We start from the raw sequence: 21,677 nt of genomic DNA, 5'->3' as shown, positions 1-21,677 counted from the left end.
ACGGATCGGTCAGGAAAGGCGAACCGCCGCGCTTGCAGGTAGAATGCCCACCGGTTTGTGGAGAGCTGCCATGCGCATAGTCGCCGACGAAAATATTCCGCTGCTCGATGAGTTCTTCGCCGGTTTCGGCGAAATTCGTCGGTTGCCCGGGCGCGCCATCGACCGCGCCGCCGTGGCCGATGCCGAGCTGCTGCTGGTGCGTTCGGTCACGACCGTCGACCAGGCGCTGCTGCAGGGCAGCCCGGTGCGCTTCATCGGCACCTGCACCATCGGCACCGACCACCTGGATCTCGACTATTTCAGCGCAGCCGGCATCGCCTGGAGCAGTGCGCCGGGTTGCAATGCGCGGGGGGTGGTCGACTACGTGCTCGGCAGCCTGCTGGTGCTCGGCGAGCGCCTGGGCGCCGACCTGACGCAGCGCACCTACGGCGTGGTCGGCGCCGGCCAGGTTGGAGAGCGGCTGATCAAGGTGCTGCGCGCGCTGGGTTGGCGGGTGCTGGTCTGCGATCCGCCCCGGCGGCGCGCCGAGGGCGGCGATTATGTGAGCCTGCAGCAGATCGTCGAGCAGTGCGACGTGATCAGCCTGCACACCCCGCTGACCCGCGACGGCGAGTTCGCCACCCGGCATCTGCTCGACGCCGATCTGCTGGAGCAGCTGCGCCCCGGCACCTGGCTGCTCAACGCCAGCCGTGGCGCGGTGCTCGATACCGTAGCGCTACGCACGCACCTGCAGCGCGGCGCCGATCTGCATGTGGTGCTGGACGTCTGGGAGGGTGAGCCCCTGGTCGATCTCGAACTGGCCGCGCTGTGCCATATCGCCACGCCGCACATCGCCGGCTACAGCCTGGACGGCAAGCTGCGCGGCACGGCGCAGATCTATCAGGCGTTCTGTCGACACCAGGGTATCGAACCGGCGATTTCTCTGGACGCCTTGACCCCGGCCCGCTGGCTGCAGCGCCTGAGCATCGCCGCGGGCAGCGATCCGGCCTGGGCGTTGGCTACGGTATGCCGCGCCGTCTACGACCCGCGGCGCGACGATGCGGACTTGCGCCGCAGCCTGGTGATCGAGGAGCAGGCACGCAAGGCCGGTTTCGACCTGCTGCGCAAGGGTTATCCCATGCGCCGTGAGATAGAAGGGCTGGAAGTCGAGCTGCTCGGCGTGGACGAGCACCTGAGGGCGCTGATCAGCGCGCTGGGCGCGCGCGTGATCAACCTGAGATGACAGCGCGTACGCCGTGCTGGCCTGTCAGCGGGAGGTGTCCTGCTGGTTGGTTGTCGCGTCCTTGTCGAGTTCGCTGCATGCTTGCTGGATCATGCTTTCGGTAATCGGAATTTCCTGACCATTGGGGTCGATCAGCGCGCCGTGGGCGAGCTCACATTTGCTGTTCGACTGCTGTGCCTGTTGCTTGTCGGGGCTGCTCATCATGGTCTCCTCATCAGGTGGTAGGCGCATCGTCGATGGCATCCGTGCATGACGACTTTATGTAGTGATGGGGGCATCCCGATATGGCTTCAACCGTGCCCAGCCATACTGTCGCAAAAAATTACCATTTAAAGAAGAGCGTCCGTCGAACGGTTTCGGCTGAAAGGAGGCGTGCATGCTGAGAGCGTCATTGTTGCTGCTGGGGTTTCTGCTGAGTCTGCAGGTGGCGGCCATCGAGCCTGCAGAGCTGGTGAGCGGAGCGCGCCAGCAGGTCGGCGTGACCCTGGCCTACGACCCCGCCTACCGACGCATCGCCTACCCGGGCGGGGACGTACCCATGGCAACCGGGGTATGCACCGATGTGGTGATCCGCGCCCTGCGCCTGCAAGGCCTGGATCTGCAGAAGGCGGTGCACGAGGACATGGCGGCGAATTTTTCCGCCTACCCGAAGCAGTGGGGGCTCAAGCGTCCGGATCGCAACATCGATCACCGCCGCGTGCCCAACCTGATGACCTGGTTCAAGCGCCAGGGCATGGCGCTAGAGATAGGTCGCCAGGCGGCCGACTATCGGGCGGGCGATATCGTCACCTGGGATCTGGGCCGCGGGCAGACCCATATCGGCATCGTTTCCGATCGCCTGTCCGCGGCGGGCGAGCCGCTGATCCTGCACAACATAGGCGCCGGTACCCGGGAGGAGGCCATCCTGTTCCGTTTTCCCATCGCAGGCCATTACCGCTTCACACCCAGTTAGGCTCTGTACGAAAAGTACCTGCGCTCGGTGATGCTTCGTTAAAAATCGGTTCGGACTGCTCATTTACAGCTCGTAAACTCCGCGTCCTCACCGATTTTTGCCTCGCCTGACCTTCGCTCGGAGACTTTTCGTACAGACCCCGGGCACAGAAACGACGAAGCCCCGCGCCTTGTGGGCTGCGGGGCTTCGGTTGGAACAGCTGTCAGGCGTGGTGGTAGCTGATCACGCTGTCCTGCTCCTTGAGCACCTTGCGCATTTCCGCCGGGATGTTGCCGGCCCTGACGGCCAGCTCCAGGCGGATGTCTTCGAGGCTCTGAGCGAAAGCGTTCGAATCGTTGATCTGCAGTTTCTGCAAGACCCGGCTGTAGGCGGTGGTGTCCGCTTCATCGATCAGGGAGAGAACGATGCTACCGTCCGGGCGAGGCCGACTGAAGGTGGCACGTAGTGGGGCGAATAGCTTCTCGACAAGCTGTCGATGACCATTTTCCATTGACGAACTCCAGTTTACGTAGGAACCCCTATGAGTGACTGAAAATCATTTAGTTCGACGATGGCTGCTTTTTCGCGCCCTTATGGTGATGGATTTCGCATTTATCTCGATGTTCAGCGACGCAATGCCTGGCGCGTACGCTCGATGACGCCCGGCAGGGTGTCCGCCCCGTACTGGCCGGGGTAGAGGCGCTGGCTGTGCTGGGCGACGCCGGTATGGTCCACCACGGTGAAGCTGAAGCTGCCCTTGCGCGTGGCCAGAATATGGCAAGCCAGCGGTGCGAAGGCGTTGGAGAGGGTATGGATAGCGGTCTGGATTTGTTGATTGGTATTCATGATCGGTGTTTCCTGATACTGCAGGCGCATGATCGCGCCATAAATAAAGGGCTCCGGTCGCGGGCTTATGCCAACGGGATTGGTTATCGGAGCGAGCTGCGCGCTTTTAAGTTCCACCTATATGGGCGGAACCAGCGGGCTGTCGAATACCTGGCGAGGCAGCCGGTGCCAGGCGAAGGCGGGCGAGAAAGCGCAGTTTACGGGCTGTAAATGAGCATTCCGATCGGACTGGTGTCCGCGCACGGCTTCAGCGCAGCAATGGCAACGCAGGTGGTTCTTCAACGGCTTGCTGGAGCGGGTCTGTACTTCGGAAGACTGGCAAGGTCAGCGCGTGAGCGGGACGGCCAGATCAGTCAGCGGAGGGGGTCTTGGCAGCGATGCGTGCATCGATTGGATGCCGATTGCCAGGAAACCATCGGGAAGGCCCAGGGGCCGGATGACTTGCAGCGTGGTACGAACGGTGCGGATCATACCCGGCTGTATAAAAAATAGCCAGCCCCGTTTTGATATTTTTGTGGCCGCCGATCGGCGTCGCACTGGCTGGTCGATTTGAGCTAGCATTAGCGCTCTTTTGCTTTCCTCTGGCGACGGTTTTCAATGAGTTATCAGGTTCTTGCACGCAAATGGCGCCCGCGTTCGTTTCGCGAGATGGTCGGGCAGACCCATGTGCTGAAGGCGCTGATCAACGCACTGGACAGTCAGCGCCTGCACCATGCCTATCTGTTCACCGGCACCCGCGGGGTGGGCAAGACCACCATCGCACGGATCATCGCCAAGTGCCTGAACTGCGAGACCGGCATCAGCTCGACACCCTGCGGTACCTGTTCGGTGTGCCGGGAGATCGACGAGGGTCGTTTCGTCGACCTGATCGAAGTCGACGCCGCCAGCCGCACCAAGGTCGAAGACACCCGCGAGCTGCTCGACAACGTGCAGTACTCGCCAAGCCGTGGGCGCTTCAAGGTCTACCTGATCGACGAAGTGCACATGCTCTCCACCAGCTCCTTCAACGCCTTGCTCAAGACGCTCGAGGAGCCGCCACCCCACGTCAAGTTCCTGCTCGCCACCACCGACCCGCAGAAGTTGCCGGTCACCGTGCTGTCGCGCTGCCTGCAGTTCTCCCTGAAGAACATGCCGCCGGAGCGGGTGGTCGAGCACCTGAGCCACGTACTGGGCGCCGAGAACATTCCGTTCGAGGATGACGCGCTGTGGCTGCTGGGCCGCGCCGCCGATGGTTCGATGCGCGACGCCATGAGCCTGACCGACCAGGCCATCGCCTTTGGCGAGGGCAAGGTGCTGGCGGCCGACGTGCGCTCCATGCTCGGCACCCTCGACCATGGCCAGGTGTATGGCGTACTGCACGCGCTGATCGAAGGCGACGCCCGTGGTGTGATCGATGCGGTACGCCAGCTCGCCGAGCAGGGCCCGGACTGGAGCGGCGTGCTGGCCGAAATGCTCAACGTGCTGCACCGCGTGGCCATCGCCCAGGCGCTGCCGGATGCGGTGGACAACGGCCAGGGCGACCGCGAGCGCGTGCTGGGCCTGGCCCAGGCGCTGCCCGCCGAAGACGTGCAGTTCTATTACCAGATGGGCCTGATCGGCCGCCGCGACCTGCCCCTGGCGCCGGATCCGCGCAGCGGTTTCGAGATGGTGCTGCTGCGCATGCTGGCGTTCCGGCCGGCCGGCGAGGGCGATGCCCCGAAGGTGGCGCTAAAGCCACTGGGGATCAGCCAGGCCAAGGCTGATCCCCAGGTAACCCCGGTGGCCGATGCAGCGCCCGCTGCATCGCCTGCCATTGCCAGCGTTGCGCCTGAGGCACCAGCCGCGCCCAGCCAGCCGGCCGCTGTCGAGCCGCCCGCTGCGCCGGCTGTCGTCGCTTCGGCGGTGACTGCACCCGTTGCGGCGGCACCAGCCGTCACGCCGCCCTGGGAAGAGATGCCAGCCCGAGCCGAGCCTGCCGCGCCGGTCAGCGAGGCGCCAGCAGCGGAGCCGGTTGCCGCAGCGCCAGCGCCGGTGCCGCAACCGCCGGCCGCCGCTGTCGAAGCGCAGCCGGAACCGGCGGCCGAGCTGCCCGTGCCCGAGTTGGCCGACGTGCCGGTGATCGACACCCGCGACCTGAACCCGCCCGACAGCGATGACGAGCCGCCACCCGGCGACTACGACTACGTGGCGATGGACGTCGACAACCTGGATTACGATTTCGCCGATGCGCTCGGCGGCGATCAGCCCCAGGCCGAGCCGGAACCGGAGCCGGCAGCGATGCCGGCCACCGGCCTGGCCGCCGAATGGCTGGAGATCTTCCCCAAGCTGGGTTTGAGCGGCATGACCGGCAGCATCGCCGCCAACTGCACGCTGATCGCCGCCGAAGGCGACAAGTGGCTCTTGCACCTGGACCCTGGCCACAGTGCATTGTTCAACGCCACCCAGCAGCGGCGCCTGAACGACGCCCTCAACGCCTACCATGGCCGGGAGATGCAGCTGAGCATCGAGCTGGTCAAGCCCGAGCAGGAAACCCCGGCCCAGGCTGCCGCCCGCAAGCGCGCCAATCGCCAGCGTGAAGCCGAGGCCGCGATCCAGAACGATCCGCTGGTGCAGCAAATGATTTCCCAGTTCGCCGCCTCCGTGCGTGCGGGCAGTATCGAACCCGTCGATAACGTCGTTAATCCCTGACTACCGAGGACAACATCATGATGAAAGGTGGCATGGCCGGCCTGATGAAGCAGGCGCAGCAGATGCAGGAAAAGATGCAGAAGATGCAGGAAGAGTTGGCCAACGCCGAGGTCACCGGCCAATCCGGTGCCGGTCTGGTCAGCGTGGTGATGACCGGTCGCCATGACGTCAAGCGCGTCAGCCTCGACGACAGCCTGATGCAGGAAGACAAGGAAATCCTCGAAGACCTGATCGCCGCGGCCGTCAACGACGCCGTGCGCAAGATCGAAGCCAACAGCCAGGACAAGATGTCCGGCATGACCGCCGGCATGCAGTTGCCGCCCGGCTTCAAGATGCCGTTCTGATTGGCACGTGCCGTCCAGCCGACGCACATGGCTGCGTTGCCGGCGGGCTCGGAATCCTCATGTGCACCAGCACACTGCGGTTCCTCGCTCGCCAGCGCCTTGCCCTGCACGCCGTCTGATCGCCACCGTATTTCCCTGGGCCAGAGGTAAGGCAGGTGGACCCCGTCGGTGATCGATGGGTGTCACCTGCGTGGTTCGGCCCTTGCTACGTCTGACCGTTACACCTTTTCGCTTCATCCTCTTCGAGCACTCGCCCCATGAGCTTCAGCCCCCTGATCCGCCAACTGATCGAATCGCTGCGCATCCTGCCCGGTGTCGGCCAGAAGACCGCCCAGCGCATGGCGCTGCAACTGCTCGAGCGCGACCGTAATGGTGCCCAGCGGCTGGCCCAGGCACTGAGCCAGGCGATGGAAGGCGTGGGTTACTGCAAGTCGTGCCGCAGCCTGAGCGAGAGCGAGCTTTGCCAGATTTGCGAGGACCCGCGCCGCGACGACAGCCTGCTCTGCGTGGTGGAAGGACCGATGGACGTGTATGCCGTGGAGCACACCGGCTTTCGCGGCCGCTACTTCGTGCTCAAGGGCCACCTGTCGCCCCTCGATGGCCTGGGGCCGGAGGCCATCGGCATTCCCGAACTGCTGGCGCGCATCGAGGCCGGGCAGTTCAGTGAAGTGATCCTGGCCACCAACCCGACGGTGGAGGGCGAGGCGACCGCCCACTACATCGCCCAGCTGCTGGCTGGCAAAGGCATGATCGCCTCGCGTATCGCCCACGGCATGCCGCTCGGCGGTGAGCTGGAGCTGGTCGATGGCGGCACCCTGGCCCACGCCCTGGCGGGGCGGCGGCCGATCAACCTCTGAGTGGCCGTCACTTGGGGGCGTGATGCCCAGCCAGCTGTCTCTGAGCTAGGAATAGCTATAATTTGTTTCTGAGAAGCATTACCATTCATGCGTTTTTCCTGCGCGGTGATGGTGTGCTCGATGTCCCTCGTCTCTTCCCAACAGTCCCTGCAGCAGCTGTACCTCGAGCACAGCAGCTGGCTGAACGGCTGGCTGCGCAAACGCATGGGCTGTGCGGACAATGCCGCGGATCTGGCCCAGGACACTTTCGTGCGCCTGCTGGCCAAGCATCGCGAGTTGCCGTCGCTGCGCGAGCCGCGGGCTTATCTCTCGACCATCGCCCATTCGCTGCTGGTCAATCACTGGCGCCGCCAGGCGATCGAGCGTGCCTACCTCGAGGCCCTGGCCCTGCAGCCGGAGCCCCATGCACCTTCGCCGGAAACCAGCGAGCTGATCATCGAAACCCTGCTGGCCATCGACGCCATGTTGCTGCGCCTGCCGGCCCGGGTACGCGAGGCGTTCCTGCTCTCGCAGCTCGAGGGCCTGACCTATGGGGCCATCGCCACGCGCCTGCAGGTGTCCGAACGGATGGTCAAGAAGTACATGGCCCAGGCCATGCTGCAATGCCTGTTGCTGGCCGAGGCCTGAGCCATGGCGCCTGATCACGTTCACCTGCAACAGGCCGCCGAGTGGTTCGCGGTGCTTGCCGATCCGCCAGTCGACGATCAGCAGCGCCAGGCCTGGCAGCAGTGGCTGGCGGCGCGCCCCGAGCATGCGGCGGCCTGGCAGCGGGTCGAGGCGATCAGCAGCCAGTTCGCCCGATTGCCGGCCGATACCCATCGCCGCGCTGCGGCCAGGGCCCTGCGCCATCCGGCGCGCAGCCGGCGCCAGGTGCTTGGGCTGTTCGCCGTGCTGGGCGGCGCAGGGTTGCTGGCCGCTGCCGGGCAGGGCCAGCCGTGGCGCGCGTGGCTGGCCAGCGAGCGCACTGGTATGGGGGAAATCCGCGAGCGGCGCCTGGCCGATGGCAGCCACCTCTGGCTGGGCAGCCGCACGGCGGTCGATATCGACTACAGCGCTTCGACGCGGTCGTTGCGGTTGCTGCAGGGCGAGGTGTTGATCGACACGGCAGCCGATCCGCGGCCCCTGCTGCTCGATACCCGCCACGGGCGGCTGCAGGCCCTGGGTACGCGTTTCGGCGTGCGCGAGGGCGATGGCTTCAGCCAGCTCAGCGTCTTCGCGGGGGCGGTACGTATCGAACCCTGGGCCGGGCATTCTGCCCAGGTGTTGCAGGCCGGCCATCAGGTGCGCTTCGGCAGTGACGCCATCTCGGCCAGCGAGCCGGTGGACCCGGCGCGTCAGGCCTGGAGTCGCGGCGTGTTGCTGGCCAATGACCGGCCCCTGGGCGATTTCATCGCGGAGCTGGCCGATTACCTGCCGGGTTATCTGGGCTGCGACCCGCGGGTGGCCGATCTGCGCCTGGTCGGTGCCTATCCGCTGGGCGACCCCGAGCGGATTCTCCAGGCCCTGGCCGGCAGCCTGCCGATCCGCGTCAACCGGCGTTTGCCCTGGTGGGTGACGATAGAACCACTGGCCGGCTGACGACCTGGCGTGCAAAAAATCTTGCGATGGTGGTTCCCCTTTTGCGATCTCGCTTGGCCTCAGTGCATCCGGCCCTTGCGCACCCTGCGCGGGCGTTGTCTCGAGGATTCCTGCATGTCGTCACCGCTCCGCTTCTCGCCCCTTGATCTGCGCCGCTCGATCCGCCTGGCCACCCTGGCCCTGGCGACCTGCTCACCGCTTCTCGTGCAGGCCCAGGCCATTGAGGTCGGTAGCCACCAGCAGGCAGCGCGCAGCTACCAGATTCCGGCGGGTTCGCTGTCGACGGCGCTGAGCCGTTTCGCGGCGGAGACGGGCGTGCTGCTGTCGGTGGATGGGCGGCTGACCGCCGGCAAACAGAGCCCCGGGCTGCAGGGCGAGGCCGGTGTCGACGAGGGCTTCGCGCGGCTGCTGCAGGGCAGCGGCCTGCAGGCCGTCGCCGATGGTCATGGCGGCTACTCGCTGCAGGCTGCCGCGCAGACGGGGACCGGCTCGCTGGAACTGGAAAGCACCGATGTGCGCGCCTTCGCCCTGGGCAACGCGCTGGGCAGCATGGACGGCTACAACGCCACCCACAGCAGCGTGTCGACCAAGACCAGCAAGGCGCTGGCGAAAACCGCGCAAAGCGTGTCGGTGGTCACCCGCGAGCAGATCGAGCGCCAGGGCGCGTTGAGCGCCGCCGATGCCATGCGCTACAGCCCGGGCGTGCTGACCAACCCCTACGGCAACACCCACCGCTACGACTATCTGGCGATTCGTGGCATCAACGACGGCTCGGTGGACAACATCACCATCGACGGCCTGAAGTCCATGGGCGATCCCGGCTCCTACAGCAGCCTGCAGATCGACCCGTACTTCATCGAGCGCATCGACATTCTCAAAGGGCCGTCTTCGGTGCTCTACGGTCGCAGCAACCCCGGCGGCCTGGCGGCCATCAGCACCAAGCGACCGGAATTCACCCAGTCCGGCCGGGTGGACCTGTCCTATGGCAACAATGCCCGCAAGTCCCTGGGCTTCGATGTCACCGGCCCTTTGAACGAGAACATCGCCTACCGCGTCGTCGGTCTGGCCAAGGATGCCGATTCCCAGGCCGATCACGTCACCGAGACCCGCTATGCGCTCATGCCCAGCCTGGCGCTGAACCTCAGTGACGACACCTTCATGACGCTCTACGCCTACCTGCAGGATGATCCCAACGGCGGCTATCACGGCAGCCTGCCGGCCTCCGGCACCGTGCACAAGCGCGATGGCCGGCGCCTTTCGAGCGGCTTTTTCGAGGGCGACCCGGGCGTGGAAGAGTTCACCCGCACCCAGCAGATGGCCGGTTACGAGGTCGAGCACCGCTTCAACGACACCTGGAGTGCGCGGCAGAACTTCCGCTACGTGGATGCCCGGGTGTCGAACAGCCAGGTCTGGGCCTCCGGCTACCTGAGCGACACCAGCAACGAGCTGTACCGCGGCTACAGCGGTGGCCAGGAGCGTTTGCACGCCTGGATCGTCGACAACATGCTGCAGGCCGACTTCGCCACCGGCGCGGCCCAGCACACCCTGGTACTGGGCCTGGACTATCAGTATTCGAAGAACAAGATCGCCGACCAGCGTGACAACTCGATCCTGCAGCCGCCCGGCTCGGTTACCCCGATCGACGTGTTCGATCCGGTCTACGACAACAATCCCCTGACCTCCATCACCCCGGTGACCGACGCCCTGCGCCGGCAGAAACAGACCGGCCTGTACCTGCAGGACCTGGTCGAGATCGACAACTGGAACCTGTCCTTCGGCCTGCGTCAGGACTGGTACGACGTGTCCATCGATGACGAGATCAGTGGCAAGGACGACAATCAGGGCGAGAAACTCAGCGGCCATGTCGGCGTTCTCTATGCGTTCGACAATGGCGTGTCGCCCTATGTCAGCTACTCGACCTCGTTCAACCCGACCTCCAACTATTCCAGCGGTGCGCAGATCCTCGACCCGACCACCGGCGAGCAATGGGAAGCCGGCCTCAAGTTCCAGCCGCCGGGCACCGACGACCTCTACACCCTGTCGTTCTTCAACCTGGAGATGGAGAACCTGTTCGCCAAGGAAAACAGCCTGGTCACCGACAGCTTCTACAAGGGCGTCGGCGGCATTCGTTCCCGCGGCGTCGAGCTGGAGGCGCGTTTCAAGCCCGTCGACAACCTGCAGCTGATCGCCAGCTACACCTACGCCGACGTGTCGTACAGCAAGACCTACTTCGTCAACGCCGGCAGCGCCGTGGTCGACGCCAAGGGCAATACCCCGCCGCAGACGCCCGAGCGCATGGCCAGCCTGTGGGCCGACTACCGCTTCAGTGACGGCCCGCTGGCCGGCCTGAGTATCGGCGCCGGTGCGCGCTATGTCGGGCAGAGCGAGGGCAGTGAGCTGAACGACTTCGATGTGCCGTCCTACACCCTGTTCGATGCGTCGGTGGGTTATGACCTGAGCCAGGTCGGCCTGAACGGCACCTCGCTCAGGCTGACCGCCAACAACCTCACCGACGAGTACTACGTGGCATCCTGCTATTCGGCGGTTGCGTGTTATCTGGGCGAGGAGCGGACGGTGACGGCGACCCTGACTCAGCGTTTCTGAGACGCTGCGCCATCGTTGAGTTCGCAAAGTGGCGAAAGCGGGCGTAAGGCGCCCCACCTGTGGGAGCGGGCCATGCCCGCGATTTTTCGCGCGCATGGCGCGCTCCCACAGTGGATCAGCGAACGGCCGCTATCGCTTTCCAGCGCTCAGCCCGCGTTGCGTAGCCGCAGCATATCGCGCAGCGGCGGGGCGCCGAACAGGCGGCTGTACTCGCGGCTGAATTGCGAGGGGCTCTCGTAGCCGACGCGGAAGCTTGCCGAGGCCGCTTCCAGGCCTTCGCTGAACATCAGCCTGCGCGCTTCCTGCAGGCGCAGCTGCTTCTGGTACTGCAGCGGGCTCAGGGCGGTGACGGCCTTGAAGCGGTGGTGCAGGGTCGAGGCGCTGAGGTTGACCTCGCGGGCCAGCTCCTCGATGCGCAGGGGCTTGTCGTAATGCCGGTTGATCCATTCGATGGCGCGGGCGATACGGTGGCTCTGGCTGTCGGCCATGACGATCTCGCGCAGGCGCTGGCCCTGGGGGCTGCGCAGCAGCCGATAGAAGATCTCGCGCAGGGCGAGCGGCGCCAGCATGGCGGCGTCGCGCGGGGCGTCGAGCAGGCGCAGCAGGCGAATCACCGCGTCAAGCATGGAGGCGTCCAGGCGGTCGACGAACAGCGCGCGCTTGGTGCCGGGCGCCGGCAGGCCGATCGGGCCGGCGGCGGAGAGCAGTTCGCTGATCAGCGCCGGGTCGATATCCAGGCGCACGCTCAGGTACGGCTGCTCCGGGGTGGCTTCGATCACCTGGCCGGTCACCGGCAAGGTCACCGAAGCCACCAGGTAGTTGAGCGGGTCGTAGTAATACTGCTCGGCGCCCAGGCGAACCTCCTTGCGGCCCTGGGCAATGATGCACAGGCACGGCCGATAGAGCGTCGGCATCGGTAGGCTGGGCGCCGTGGTGTAGGCCAACCCCAGGCCGTCGATCAAGGTCTCGTGCATGCCCTCGGCCGGGGTGTGCTGCTGAATCAGGTGGGCCAGTTCGCGTTGGCGAAGGGCCAGGTCATCAGGCTGGTCGGGTTGCATCGTCTACTCACTCGCGAATTTGTGCGAAGCCTATCCGGGAATTGCCCAGACGTCCTGCGCGGCCAGCGATCTTCGGAGTATTGGGCAAGCGTTGCACAGCATTAGGCAATCGTCCGCGCTGTATGCCCCGTAATGGGCGGGCGGAGGCTGAGCTCGAGCGCAGATCTGCACGATCAGGCAAGAATGTTCCAGTATCCGGCTAACGCAGAAATGTATCCGGCTCCTACTCTGGATCCATCGCGGCGGGTACGCCGCCCTGACCAGAGGATCGCACCATGAACAACATCCAAGAAAAAGTCGTCCTGATCACCGGCGCCAGCAGCGGCATCGGCGAAGGCTGCGCCCGCTTGCTGGCCGAGCAGGGCGCGCGGGTGGTACTCGGCGCCCGTCGAGTCGAACGCCTCGAGCAACTGGTGGCGGATATCCGCGCTGCCGGCGGCCAGGCCATCGCCCGTCGTCTCGACGTGACCGACGCCGCCGATGTGCAGGCCTTCGCGGATGCCGCCGTGGCCGAGTATGGGCGCATCGATGTGCTGCTCAACAATGCCGGTGTGATGCCGCTGTCGATGATCGAAGCACTCAAGCTGGACGAGTGGAACCGCATGATCGACGTCAACATCCGTGGCGTGCTGCACGGCATCGCTGCGGCCTTGCCGGTCATGCAGGCCCAGCGCAGCGGGCAGATCATCAACGTGGCGTCGATCGGTGCCTACCGGGTGTCACCGACCGCAGCGGTGTATTGCGCCACCAAGTACGCGGTACGGGCGATCAGCGATGGCCTGCGCCAGGAAGTCGGCGGCGATATTCGCGTCACCCTGGTATCGCCTGGCGTGGTGGAATCCGAACTGGCCGACAGCATCTCCGACGAGGGTGCCCGCGACGCCATGCGCGAATTCCGCAAGGTGGCCATCAGCCCGTCGGCCATCGCCCGTGCCGTGGCCTATGCCATCGAGCAACCGGCCGACGTCGACGTCAGCGAACTGGTGGTGCGCCCGACCGCGAGCATCCACTGACAGGGCCGATGCCACGGTGGATCTGCCGTGGCATCGCCGACTAGATCGAGGGAGAAAAACATGACCCTGCAGACCCACATCACCGTGCTCGAAGCCGCTCCAGGTCGTTGTGAGGAACTGGGTGGCTACCTGCGTGACCTGCTGGAGCCAACGCGGCGCCTGGAAGGTTGCCTGGCGTTCGAACTACAACGTGATCGGCAGCGCTGGCAGTTGCACAGCCGCTGGCGCAGCAGCCGCGATCTGGAGCGCTATTTCGCCCAGCCACTATTGCAGGAGGTGCTCGCCAGTGCCTGGCGCAGTGGCGCCATACAGCAACTGCAAAGCCGCGCCGCCTGACGCCGCAGCAACGCAAACGCCCCGGTATCGACCGGGGCGTTTGCGTTGCTGCGGCGGGCGTTTACTCGACCAGGGTCAGGGTCACGTCGATATTGCCTTGGGTCGCGTTCGAGTAAGGGCAGACGATATGCGCCTTGTCGATCAGTGCCTTGGCTTCTTCACGGTCCAGGCCCGGCAGGGTGATCTTCAGTTCCACCTCGATGGCGAAACCGGTGGGCACCGCACCGATGCCGACGATGCCTTCGATCCAGCTATCCGGCGACACCTTGTGCTTGTCACGGGCGGCGACGAACTTGATCGCGCCCAGGAAGCAGGCCGAGTAGCCGGCAGCGAACAGCTGCTCGGGGTTGGTGCCCTGGCCGCCAGCGCCGCCCAGCTCCTTGGGCGTGGTCAGCGCGACATCCAGCACGCCGTCGGAGGAAATGGCACGGCCTTCACGGCCCCCAGTGGCTTCGGCGTAGGCGCGGTAGGCAACGGTTTCGATCGACATGGTGAAATCCTCGTATTTTGTTTGTGCGATGTTTGTTAGTGCGCAACTTAACTGTTCGGGGTGAACTCTAGTCGTGATTTATTTAGTGCGCAAGGTATTTTTCGAGGAAAATCGCAAGCGGGCGAGACCGGCATCCTCGAGTGAGGCTCAGTGTAGACCCGGATGGTTAGCTGTCGATTGCACGCACGTGCTCAGAGGCTGTCCTGCAACTGCTTGCGCAGGGCGGTCAGCTGGGCGGTGAGCTTGGCCAGGCGCTCGGCCGTCTGGGCGCTGGCATCGAGAATGCAGCCGGGGATCTGCCGGGCTTCGGCGTGCAGGGCGCGGCCTTTGTCGGTGAGGTGCAGGTGCACCACGCGCTCGTCGCTGCTGCTGCGCTTGCGGTCGATCAACCCCTCGGCTTCCAGGCGCTTGAGCAGCGGCGTCAGCGAGCCGGGGTCGGTGAGCAGGCGCGCACTGATCTCGCTCACGGTAATGCCGTCGCCTTCCCACAATACCAGCATCGCCAGGTACTGCGGATAGGTCAGGCCGAGCTTCTTGAGCAGCGGCTTGTAGACCTTGGTCATCATCAGCGAGGTCGAATGCAGGGCGAAGCACACCTGGTTGTCGAGCAGCAGATCGGCGCAGGTGTCGTCGGTGGTCATGGAGGCTCCGGGATGAGGGCGGGCGAGGGCGCAATTTAGCGCGCCAATCCGGTCGATGCCAGCCAAAGCGGCAGAGCAGGGCGCCGGTGAGTGGCCTGCAATGGGCGCCGATCACCTCGCCGGCACCCATCTGGCATACAATGCGACGCCGCCTGTGATGGTTACGCGGCATCGATCAGTCATCAGGGGGGAAGACATGAAGAGCTTGATGGCGGGGTTCGCCGCGCTGTTGCTATTGGTCGGCTGCAGTGCGCCCGGCAAGCCGCCGGCGCTGCAGGCGCCGGTGACCGGCAAGAGCAACCCGACCCGGGTGCAGGTCACACCGAGTGATGCCGATATCGAGGCGGCCAAAGCCAGCCTGTTCACTGCCATCGATTCCGGTGGGGTCGAATTCGACACCCTGTTCGGCACGGCGGCCAACGCGGCCGGCGAAGACCCGGCGGTGTGCGGTTTCGCCAAGCGCGATGATCAGGACGGCGCTTTGTATTTCGCCTACTACAACGGCGAGTTGCTGCTCTGGGACGAAGCCGCGCCCCATGGCACCAGCACCGAGAACCAGTTCCTGGCGATGATCTGCTCCTACCGCTAGACGCAGACGGTAGGCACGGCACTTTTGTGGCAGGGGGGCGGGCGGCGATCCGCTTTTGCCTCGATCGTGCCTGGCCAGGCGTAAAGAGCTCGCGGCCAAAGCCCCTCCCACCCGGTTCTCGAGCGGTTGAATCCGCCCAGCTGAGCCGCCGGATCTTAGTCCAGCAGGCGCCGTGGCGGTGGTAGGCGCTTGAGCGTGGCGGCCTTGCCACGGGCGGCCATGCGCCGTTTCGCCGGGCAGATGCCGGTCACGCCGCGGAAGATGCCCAGCGCACCGGCGGCGATGTCGGTCAGGCCGAACACGCCGCCAATGGCCAGCCCCTTGCGAATCAGCAGTGCGCCACCGGCGATGGAAATCACCCGTTCCAGGGGCGCCAGGTTGGCGGAACTGTCGTTGCTGTCGTGTGCGGGCATGGAAACTCCCATCAAGAGGCTTTCTTCAGGGCGCTGAGCAGCTCGGCCTTGCGCATCGTCGAGCGCCCGCTGATCTGGCGGGCACGCGCCAGGCGCAGCAACTCCTGCTTGCTCTGCTCGTCCAGTGGGCGGTTGGGATGGGTCTCACCGCGGCGGCTGGCCGCTGCCTGACGGGCAGAATCCTGGCGGGCGCTGCTCTTCTGTTTGGCGCTGGTCTGCCGCCCCGAGCCGCCGGCACGTTCGCCGCCCCCGGACTGTTTGTTGACGGTCGCCCAGGCCCGGGCACGGGCCTCGTCTTGCGCGATGCCGCGGTCCTCGTAGCTGGATTCGATGGCCGCTGCCTTGCGCTTCTGGGCTGCGGTGTACTTGTCTTTGCTTCCACGTGGCATGTCGGTCTCCTGGTCAGCAATGGCATGGGTCGATACCCATGGGGCAGGGCGCCACGGCGTCGAGTTCAGAGGGCTGGATGAGTGGTCGTCGGCAATTCGGCAGACGCATTGAACTCTGTCGCCGGTGCCGGACTCATTGCTAAGTGCCCGTGGCAGGGGCGCCAAGCTCTGGCATGCGTCCCCCGGCCACCTAACCTCATTCAAGGAGATCAATGATGAAACGCGATTGGGAACTGATCCGTGAACTGCTGCTGCAGATCGAAGCACTGGAAACCGGACACCACTTCTACCCGCAGCAGGTCGGCGAGCACAGCGCCGAATCGGTCAGCTACCATATTCATCTGATGTGCCAGGCCAACCTGATCGAGTGCTCCCAGCACCATCCCTGGAATGGCGCGCCGGTTTCCATCGCCAACGGCCTGACCCTGACCGGTCACGACCTGCTCGACGGCATTCGCGAGGAGGCGCTGTGGGAAGCCAAGAAGGCCTATCTGCAGGCTCGTGCCGGTGGCATCACCTATGAAGGGCTGAAGAACGCGCCGACCGCCGACTCCATGCTGTTCGCCAGTCGCGGTAGCGAAGAGGGTCATAACGGCCACGTCTACAACTGATTCAGGGAGCGAACCTGCAATGGCCGAGGAAGCAGTGAAAGCAACAGACAACGTCGATACTTTCAAACAACTGATCCTGGCCAAGCTCAGGTATTCGGTGGGCAAGGACCCGGGCAACGCCTTTGCCCACGACTGGTTCGAGGCGGTCGCCCTGGCGGCTCGCGACCACCTGATCGACCACTGGGAAGACGCCTCCCTGCAGGTCGATCGCCAGGAACAGAAACGCGTCTACTACCTTTCGCTGGAGTTCCTGATCGGCCGCCTGCTGGTCGACAACCTCAGCAACCTCGGCCTGCTGGACACCGCCCGCGAAGCGCTGGCGCAGCTGGACGTGGATTTCGAGCAGATTCGCAACCTGGAGCCCGATGCCGCCCTCGGCAACGGTGGCCTGGGCCGCCTGGCTGCCTGCTTCATGGAAAGCATGGCGACCCTCAACATCGCCGCCCACGGCTACGGCATTCGCTACGAGCACGGCCTGTTCCGCCAGGTGGTGGTCGACGGCTGGCAGCAGGAGCACACCGAGACCTGGCTGGATTTCGGGAATCCCTGGGAGTTCGAGCGCCCGGAGGTGAGCTACAGCGTCGGCTTCGGCGGCAGCGTGGTGAACCTGGCCGATTCGGCCGAGGTGTCCCGTCACGAATGGCACCCCAACGAACAGGTGCGCGCCATCGCCTATGACACCCCGGTGGTCGGCTGGCGTCATTCCAGCGTCAACACCCTGCGCCTGTGGCGTGCCCGCGCCGAGGAAGACCTGCAGCTGGAGCGCTTCAATGCCGGTGACCACTTCGGCGCCGTGGCTGACGTGGTCAAGGCCGAGAGCATTTCCCGGGTGCTCTACCCGGCGGACAGCACCGAAGCCGGCCAGGAACTGCGCCTGCGCCAGGAGTTCTTCTTCGTTTCGGCGTCGCTGCAGGACCTGATCGCCCGGCACCTGGAGCTGAATCTCGACATTCATTCGCTGCCCGACCGCGTCGCCATCCAGCTCAACGACACCCACCCGGCGATCGCCGTGGCCGAGCTGATGCGCCTGCTGGTCGACGTGTACCGCCTGGAATGGTTCGAAGCCTGGAAACTGACCACCGCGACCCTGTCCTATACCAACCACACCCTGCTGCCCGAGGCCCTGGAGTCCTGGCCGGTGTCGTTGATGGAACGCCTGCTGCCACGGCACATGCAGATCATCTACCTGATCAACGCCTACCACATCGATTCGCTGCGCGCCAAGGACATCCACGACTTCGACCTGCTGCGCTCCATTTCGCTGATCGACGAGGACAATGGCCGCCGCGTGCGCATGGGCAACCTGGCCTTCCTCGGCTCGCACAGCATCAACGGCGTCTCGGCGCTGCATACCAACCTGATGCGCAAGAGCGTGTTCAGCGACTTCCATCGCCTGTACCCGGAGCGCATCAACAACAAGACCAACGGCGTGACCTTTCGCCGCTGGCTGTACCAGTCCAATCCGCAACTGACCGAGCTGCTGGTCGGCGCCCTGGGCGAGGGCGTGCTCGACACGCCGGAGACCACCCTGCGCTCGCTCGAGCCGTTCGCCGCCAAATCGTCGTTCCGCAAGCAGTTCGCTGCCCAGCGCCAGCACGCCAAGCGCGCCCTGGCCGAGCTGGTGCGCGAGCGCATGGGCATCAGCCTGGATACCCAAGCGATCTTCGACGTGCAGGTCAAGCGCATCCACGAATACAAGCGTCAGTTGCTCAACCTGCTGCACACCGTGGCGCTGTACCAGGCGATGCGCAACGACCCGGCCACCGACTGGGCACCGCGGGTGAAGATCTTCGCCGGCAAGGCCGCGGCCAGCTATCACCAGGCCAAGCTGATCATCAAGCTGGCCAACGACATCAGCCGCACCGTCAACGCCGACCCGACCCTGCGCGGGCTGCTCAAGGTGGTGTTCATCCCCAACTACAACGTCAGCCTGGCCGAGGTGATCATCCCGGCGGCGGATCTCTCCGAGCAGATCTCCACCGCCGGGCTGGAAGCCTCCGGCACCAGCAACATGAAGTTCGCCCTCAACGGCGCGCTGACCATCGGCACCCTGGATGGCGCCAACGTGGAGATGTCCGAGCAGATCGGCCGCGAGAACATGTTCATCTTCGGCATGACCGCCCAGCAGGTCGCCGCGCGCTCGCGCCGTGACCTGAACATGAGCGCCGAGGTGGCCGCCTCCGAGCGGCTGGCGGGGGCCCTGGAGGCGATTCGCTCCGGGGTGTTCTCGCCGGACGACCCGGGCCGCTACACGGGCCTGATCGATGGCCTGCTGGCCCATGATCGCTTCCTGGTCTGTGCGGACTTCCAGGCCTACTGGGAGGCGCAGCGCAAGGTCGACATCCTCTGGCGCACGCCGGACCGCTGGTGGCAGGCGGCGGTGCTCAACACCGCCCGTACCGGCTGGTTTTCCTCGGACCGCACCATTCGCGAGTACGCCAAGGAGATCTGGAACGTGGGCGGCCTCGACGGCTGACCGATAGGCAACGAGCAGAGCCCGGCATGCCTCGCGCATGCCGGGCTTTTTGCTTTGCGCCACCAGGTTGCCTGCCGTCCGTCCTGTTGCCGGGCACCGCTTCGCTAAATAACCCGAACGTCCCTCCGCTTGCGGCCTCACATTCCTGAGGCGTCCACACGTCCAAGCCGCGCCTGCCTGAGCGCGGCGGACGCTGTTGCCCCCGATCAGTCGATCTGGCGGGCGATACCACTGCGAGGAGATGACTGATGGAATCCAGAGACAAGGGCCGTACCAGCGAATTGGCGGGAACCGACACCGTGGACCGCGGCAACAGCAACAAGAAGCTCGAGCAGCTCGAACGCTTTCGTGAAGACGCCACCGGCCAGGCGCTGACCACCGACCACGGCACCCGTATCGCCGACAACCAGAACAGCCTGCGTGCCGGCGAGCGCGGCCCGTCGCTGCTCGAGGACTTCCTGCTGCGCGAGAAGCTCACCCACTTCGACCACGAGCGCATCCCCGAGCGCGTGGTGCATGCCCGCGGCGCGGCGGCCCATGGCTACTTCCAGGTCTATGAAGACCTGAGCGAGCTGACCAAGGCGGATTTCCTCACCGACCCGAGCAAGCAGACCCCGGTATTCGTGCGCTTCTCCACCGTGCAGGGCCCGCGCGGCTCGGCCGACACCGTGCGCGACGTACGCGGCTTCGCCACCAAGTTCTATACCGACGAGGGCAACTTCGACCTGATCGGCAACAACATGCCGGTGTTCTTCATCCAGGACGCCATCAAGTTTCCGGACTTCGTGCACGCCGTGAAGCCCGAGCCGCACAACGAGATTCCCACCGGCGCCTCGGCCCACGACACCTTCTGGGACTTCGTGTCGCTGACCCCGGAGTCGGCCCACATGGTGCTGTGGACCATGTCCGACCGCGCCATCCCCGTAGGCTTTCGCGGCATGCAGGGATTCGGCGTACACACCTACCGGCTGGTCAACGCCGAAGGCCGCGCGCACTTCGTCAAGTTCCACTGGCGCCCCGTGGCCGGGGTGTTCTCGCTGGTCTGGGACGAGGCGCAGAAGCTCGCCGGCAAGGACCCGGACTTCCATCGCCGCACCCTGTGGGACGACATCGAGAACGGTGACCCGCTGGAATGGGAACTAGGCCTGCAGGTGATCCCCGAGGAAGACGAGCACAAATTCGACTTCGACCTGCTCGACGCCACCAAACTGGTGCCCGAAGAGCAGGTGCCGGTGCGCGTGGTCGGCAAGCTGGTGCTGAACCGCAACCCGGACAACTTCTTCGCCGAGACCGAGCAGGTGGCCTTCCAGATGGCCAACATCGTGCCGGGCATCGACTTTACCAATGACCCGCTGCTGCAGGGCCGGCTGTTCTCCTACACCGACACCCAACTGCTGCGCCTCGGTGGGCCGAACTTCAACGAGATCCCGATCAACCGTCCGGTGTGCCCGTTCCACAACAACAACCGTGACTCCTTCCACCGCCAGACCATCAACAAGGGCCGTGCCTCCTACGAGCCGAACTCCATCGATGGCGGCTGGCCGAAGGAAACCCCCGAGGCACCGAAGGGCGGCGGCTACGTCAGCTACCCCGAAGAGGTCTCCGGGCCGAAGATCCGCAAGCGCGCCGAGTCGTTCGGCGATCATTTCTCCCAGGCGCGGCTGTTCTTCAACAGCATGAGCGACGCCGAGAAAGCGCATATCGTGGCGGCCTACAGCTTCGAGCTGGGCAAGGTCGAACGCATGCATATCCGCAAGCGCCAGGTGCATGAGATCCTCGCCAACATCGACCTGGACCTGGCCAGGCAGGTAGCGGCCAATATCGGTGTCGACGCACCGAGCGGGCCGACCGTGCAGGTGCCGGAGATTTCGCTGAAGGAGTCGCCGGCGCTGAGCCAGATGAACCTGCTGCCGGGCAACATCAAGTCGCGCAAGGTGGCGATCCTGATCGGCGAGGGCGTCAAGCAGGCCGATATCGATGCGCTCACTGCCGAGCTGGACAAGCAGGGCGCGCAGTTCAAGTTGCTCGCGCCAAGCGCCGCGCCGGTGAACAGTGATGCCGGTAAGCAACTGGTGCCCAATGACTCCATGCAGGGCCTGCCGTCGGTGGCCTTCGACGCGGTGTGGGTGCCGGGTGGCGCGAGCTTCGCCAAGGCCCTGGAAGGCGATGGCGTGGCGCTGCATTACCTGCTCGAAGCCTACAAGCACCTCAAGGCCATCGCCCTGTGCGGCGAGTCGGCCGATCTGCTCAAGCTGCTGCGTCTCCAGGAGGATGAAGGCTTGCTCACCGGGCAGGCGGGTAGTGGGTTGGTACAGCCGTTCACCGCGGCCATCGCCAAGCACCGCGTGTGGGCCCGCGAGCCGCTGACCAAGGCGATTCCAGCCTGACGTGAAAAAGCCCCTGTACCGCGAGGTGCAGGGGCTTTCAGCTGGGTGTCAGAAGCTTTTCACAATCGTTCGGCCGATTTCAGCGCTTTGCCTGCAAATTGGCGGGAGCGGACATTTGTAGGGTGGACGACGCTTCATCCGTCCACCGCTTCGTGATCGCAACGGTGGATGAAAAGAGCGTCATCCACCCTACGTGGCTAGTCCATGCCCGTGATTTTTCGCGGG

General features: G+C 65.1%; 22 protein-coding genes. 14 read left to right on the top strand and 8 right to left on the bottom strand.

The window, feature by feature from the left end; all coding sequences use genetic code 11:
- The first annotated feature begins 70 nt into the window (after positions 1-70).
- Entirely contained in the window at positions 71-1,222 is a 1,152-nt protein-coding gene (pdxB, locus tag K8U54_RS01540) for a 4-phosphoerythronate dehydrogenase PdxB (RefSeq protein WP_249908571.1), read from the top strand.
- Positions 1,223-1,246: 24 nt separating this feature from the next.
- Here the strand turns inward: pdxB and K8U54_RS01535 are convergent, their stop codons facing one another.
- The gene (locus K8U54_RS01535) at positions 1,247-1,423 is read right to left on the bottom strand and encodes a PA1571 family protein (protein WP_249908570.1); all 177 of its coding nucleotides are present in this window, start codon (positions 1,421-1,423) and stop codon (positions 1,247-1,249) included.
- 175 nt (positions 1,424-1,598) lie between these two features.
- Here K8U54_RS01535 and K8U54_RS01530 point away from each other — a divergent pair, with 175 nt between their 5' ends.
- Positions 1,599-2,174, top strand: a complete 576-nt coding sequence (locus tag K8U54_RS01530; RefSeq protein WP_249908569.1) for a DUF1287 domain-containing protein — start codon at positions 1,599-1,601, stop codon at positions 2,172-2,174.
- A 202-nt stretch (positions 2,175-2,376) separates the two neighbouring features.
- On the opposite strand, the gene K8U54_RS01525 is transcribed toward K8U54_RS01530, so the two are convergent.
- Both K8U54_RS01525 and K8U54_RS01520 read right to left on the bottom strand, forming a co-directional pair.
- Positions 2,377-2,664: a DUF3509 domain-containing protein gene (locus K8U54_RS01525; protein ID WP_249908568.1), complete on the bottom strand. Its 288-nt coding sequence runs from the start codon at positions 2,662-2,664 to the stop codon at positions 2,377-2,379.
- A 113-nt stretch (positions 2,665-2,777) separates the two neighbouring features.
- The gene (locus tag K8U54_RS01520; protein WP_249908567.1) at positions 2,778-2,999 is read right to left on the bottom strand and encodes a hypothetical protein; all 222 of its coding nucleotides are present in this window, start codon (positions 2,997-2,999) and stop codon (positions 2,778-2,780) included.
- A 597-nt stretch (positions 3,000-3,596) separates the two neighbouring features.
- On the opposite strand from K8U54_RS01520, the gene dnaX reads away from it, so the two are divergent.
- The 6 genes from dnaX to K8U54_RS01490 all read left to right on the top strand — a co-directional run bounded on the left by dnaX (position 3,597) and on the right by K8U54_RS01490 (position 11,049).
- Positions 3,597-5,666, top strand: coding sequence for a DNA polymerase III subunit gamma/tau (dnaX, locus tag K8U54_RS01515; protein WP_249908566.1), 2,070 nt, complete (start codon positions 3,597-3,599; stop codon positions 5,664-5,666).
- A 17-nt stretch (positions 5,667-5,683) separates the two neighbouring features.
- Positions 5,684-6,010 (top strand): YbaB/EbfC family nucleoid-associated protein, encoded by a 327-nt coding sequence (locus K8U54_RS01510; protein WP_013791929.1) that lies wholly within the window; start codon positions 5,684-5,686, stop codon positions 6,008-6,010.
- 257 nt (positions 6,011-6,267) lie between these two features.
- On the top strand, positions 6,268-6,867 hold the full coding sequence (recR, locus tag K8U54_RS01505) for a recombination mediator RecR (protein WP_249908565.1): 600 nt from the start codon (positions 6,268-6,270) through the stop codon (positions 6,865-6,867).
- Between the two features lie 120 nt (positions 6,868-6,987).
- Positions 6,988-7,494: a sigma-70 family RNA polymerase sigma factor gene (locus K8U54_RS01500; protein ID WP_249908564.1), complete on the top strand. Its 507-nt coding sequence runs from the start codon at positions 6,988-6,990 to the stop codon at positions 7,492-7,494.
- Between the two features lie 3 nt (positions 7,495-7,497).
- On the top strand, positions 7,498-8,445 hold the full coding sequence (locus tag K8U54_RS01495) for a FecR domain-containing protein (protein ID WP_249908563.1): 948 nt from the start codon (positions 7,498-7,500) through the stop codon (positions 8,443-8,445).
- 114 nt (positions 8,446-8,559) lie between these two features.
- Positions 8,560-11,049 carry a TonB-dependent siderophore receptor gene (locus K8U54_RS01490; protein WP_249908562.1) on the top strand — a complete coding sequence of 830 codons (2,490 nt, stop codon included), beginning with the start codon at positions 8,560-8,562 and terminating at the stop codon, positions 11,047-11,049.
- 146 nt (positions 11,050-11,195) lie between these two features.
- Here K8U54_RS01490 and K8U54_RS01485 read toward each other — a convergent pair whose 3' ends face one another.
- On the bottom strand, positions 11,196-12,107 hold the full coding sequence (locus K8U54_RS01485; RefSeq protein ID WP_249908561.1) for an AraC family transcriptional regulator: 912 nt from the start codon (positions 12,105-12,107) through the stop codon (positions 11,196-11,198).
- Between the two features lie 275 nt (positions 12,108-12,382).
- Here K8U54_RS01485 and K8U54_RS01480 point away from each other — a divergent pair, with 275 nt between their 5' ends.
- Together K8U54_RS01480 and K8U54_RS01475 are read left to right on the top strand one after the other, a co-directional pair.
- The gene (locus K8U54_RS01480; RefSeq protein ID WP_249908560.1) at positions 12,383-13,120 is read left to right on the top strand and encodes an SDR family oxidoreductase; all 738 of its coding nucleotides are present in this window, start codon (positions 12,383-12,385) and stop codon (positions 13,118-13,120) included.
- A 60-nt stretch (positions 13,121-13,180) separates the two neighbouring features.
- On the top strand, positions 13,181-13,456 hold the full coding sequence (locus tag K8U54_RS01475) for a putative quinol monooxygenase (RefSeq protein WP_249908559.1): 276 nt from the start codon (positions 13,181-13,183) through the stop codon (positions 13,454-13,456).
- A 61-nt stretch (positions 13,457-13,517) separates the two neighbouring features.
- On the opposite strand, the gene K8U54_RS01470 is transcribed toward K8U54_RS01475, so the two are convergent.
- Positions 13,518-13,946 carry an organic hydroperoxide resistance protein gene (locus K8U54_RS01470; RefSeq protein ID WP_073264773.1) on the bottom strand — a complete coding sequence of 143 codons (429 nt, stop codon included), beginning with the start codon at positions 13,944-13,946 and terminating at the stop codon, positions 13,518-13,520.
- Between the two features lie 191 nt (positions 13,947-14,137).
- Positions 14,138-14,587 carry a MarR family winged helix-turn-helix transcriptional regulator gene (locus K8U54_RS01465; RefSeq protein WP_249908558.1) on the bottom strand — a complete coding sequence of 150 codons (450 nt, stop codon included), beginning with the start codon at positions 14,585-14,587 and terminating at the stop codon, positions 14,138-14,140.
- Positions 14,588-14,783: 196 nt separating this feature from the next.
- Here K8U54_RS01465 and K8U54_RS01460 point away from each other — a divergent pair, with 196 nt between their 5' ends.
- The gene (locus tag K8U54_RS01460) at positions 14,784-15,176 is read left to right on the top strand and encodes a hypothetical protein (protein ID WP_249908557.1); all 393 of its coding nucleotides are present in this window, start codon (positions 14,784-14,786) and stop codon (positions 15,174-15,176) included.
- A 155-nt stretch (positions 15,177-15,331) separates the two neighbouring features.
- Here K8U54_RS01460 and K8U54_RS01455 read toward each other — a convergent pair whose 3' ends face one another.
- Both K8U54_RS01455 and K8U54_RS01450 read right to left on the bottom strand, forming a co-directional pair.
- On the bottom strand, positions 15,332-15,589 hold the full coding sequence (locus tag K8U54_RS01455; protein WP_249908556.1) for a YgaP family membrane protein: 258 nt from the start codon (positions 15,587-15,589) through the stop codon (positions 15,332-15,334).
- An 11-nt stretch (positions 15,590-15,600) separates the two neighbouring features.
- Positions 15,601-15,978: a termination factor Rho gene (locus K8U54_RS01450; RefSeq protein ID WP_249908555.1), complete on the bottom strand. Its 378-nt coding sequence runs from the start codon at positions 15,976-15,978 to the stop codon at positions 15,601-15,603.
- 215 nt (positions 15,979-16,193) lie between these two features.
- On the opposite strand from K8U54_RS01450, the gene K8U54_RS01445 reads away from it, so the two are divergent.
- From K8U54_RS01445 to katE, 3 genes are all read left to right on the top strand, one after another.
- Positions 16,194-16,589, top strand: a complete 396-nt coding sequence (locus K8U54_RS01445) for a DUF2513 domain-containing protein (protein WP_249908554.1) — start codon at positions 16,194-16,196, stop codon at positions 16,587-16,589.
- 19 nt (positions 16,590-16,608) lie between these two features.
- A complete protein-coding gene (locus K8U54_RS01440) occupies positions 16,609-19,065 on the top strand; it encodes a glycogen/starch/alpha-glucan phosphorylase (protein ID WP_249908553.1) in 2,457 nt (818 codons plus the stop codon).
- A 248-nt stretch (positions 19,066-19,313) separates the two neighbouring features.
- Positions 19,314-21,452, top strand: a complete 2,139-nt coding sequence (katE, locus tag K8U54_RS01435) for a catalase HPII (protein WP_249908552.1) — start codon at positions 19,314-19,316, stop codon at positions 21,450-21,452.
- The last annotated feature ends 225 nt before the right edge of the window (positions 21,453-21,677 follow it).

The sequence above is a fragment of the Pseudomonas fulva genome (genome assembly GCF_023517795.1).
Lineage (GTDB): Bacteria > Pseudomonadota > Gammaproteobacteria > Pseudomonadales > Pseudomonadaceae > Aquipseudomonas > Aquipseudomonas fulva_D.
This window is presented reverse-complemented; position numbering and strand designations above follow the sequence as displayed.

Excerpts from the sequence above, each read along its gene's own strand:
- K8U54_RS01480 (WP_249908560.1), top strand. The coding sequence starts at position 12,383 with ATGAACAACATCCAAGAAAAAGTCGTCCTGATCACCGGCGCCAGCAGC.
- K8U54_RS01495 (WP_249908563.1), top strand. The coding sequence starts at position 7,498 with ATGGCGCCTGATCACGTTCACCTGCAACAGGCCGCCGAGTGGTTCGCG.
- pdxB (WP_249908571.1), top strand. The coding sequence starts at position 71 with ATGCGCATAGTCGCCGACGAAAATATTCCGCTGCTCGATGAGTTCTTC.
- K8U54_RS01465 (WP_249908558.1), bottom strand. The coding sequence starts at position 14,587 with ATGACCACCGACGACACCTGCGCCGATCTGCTGCTCGACAACCAGGTG.
- katE (WP_249908552.1), top strand. The coding sequence starts at position 19,314 with ATGGAATCCAGAGACAAGGGCCGTACCAGCGAATTGGCGGGAACCGAC.
- K8U54_RS01470 (WP_073264773.1), bottom strand. The coding sequence starts at position 13,946 with ATGTCGATCGAAACCGTTGCCTACCGCGCCTACGCCGAAGCCACTGGG.
- K8U54_RS01525 (WP_249908568.1), bottom strand. The coding sequence starts at position 2,664 with ATGGAAAATGGTCATCGACAGCTTGTCGAGAAGCTATTCGCCCCACTA.
- K8U54_RS01510 (WP_013791929.1), top strand. The coding sequence starts at position 5,684 with ATGATGAAAGGTGGCATGGCCGGCCTGATGAAGCAGGCGCAGCAGATG.
- K8U54_RS01490 (WP_249908562.1), top strand. The coding sequence starts at position 8,560 with ATGTCGTCACCGCTCCGCTTCTCGCCCCTTGATCTGCGCCGCTCGATC.
- K8U54_RS01455 (WP_249908556.1), bottom strand. The coding sequence starts at position 15,589 with ATGCCCGCACACGACAGCAACGACAGTTCCGCCAACCTGGCGCCCCTG.
- K8U54_RS01530 (WP_249908569.1), top strand. The coding sequence starts at position 1,599 with ATGCTGAGAGCGTCATTGTTGCTGCTGGGGTTTCTGCTGAGTCTGCAG.
- K8U54_RS01445 (WP_249908554.1), top strand. The coding sequence starts at position 16,194 with ATGAAACGCGATTGGGAACTGATCCGTGAACTGCTGCTGCAGATCGAA.
- K8U54_RS01500 (WP_249908564.1), top strand. The coding sequence starts at position 6,988 with ATGTCCCTCGTCTCTTCCCAACAGTCCCTGCAGCAGCTGTACCTCGAG.
- dnaX (WP_249908566.1), top strand. The coding sequence starts at position 3,597 with ATGAGTTATCAGGTTCTTGCACGCAAATGGCGCCCGCGTTCGTTTCGC.
- K8U54_RS01460 (WP_249908557.1), top strand. The coding sequence starts at position 14,784 with ATGAAGAGCTTGATGGCGGGGTTCGCCGCGCTGTTGCTATTGGTCGGC.
- K8U54_RS01485 (WP_249908561.1), bottom strand. The coding sequence starts at position 12,107 with ATGCAACCCGACCAGCCTGATGACCTGGCCCTTCGCCAACGCGAACTG.
- K8U54_RS01475 (WP_249908559.1), top strand. The coding sequence starts at position 13,181 with ATGACCCTGCAGACCCACATCACCGTGCTCGAAGCCGCTCCAGGTCGT.
- K8U54_RS01535 (WP_249908570.1), bottom strand. The coding sequence starts at position 1,423 with ATGAGCAGCCCCGACAAGCAACAGGCACAGCAGTCGAACAGCAAATGT.
- K8U54_RS01520 (WP_249908567.1), bottom strand. The coding sequence starts at position 2,999 with ATGAATACCAATCAACAAATCCAGACCGCTATCCATACCCTCTCCAAC.
- K8U54_RS01440 (WP_249908553.1), top strand. The coding sequence starts at position 16,609 with ATGGCCGAGGAAGCAGTGAAAGCAACAGACAACGTCGATACTTTCAAA.
- recR (WP_249908565.1), top strand. The coding sequence starts at position 6,268 with ATGAGCTTCAGCCCCCTGATCCGCCAACTGATCGAATCGCTGCGCATC.
- K8U54_RS01450 (WP_249908555.1), bottom strand. The coding sequence starts at position 15,978 with ATGCCACGTGGAAGCAAAGACAAGTACACCGCAGCCCAGAAGCGCAAG.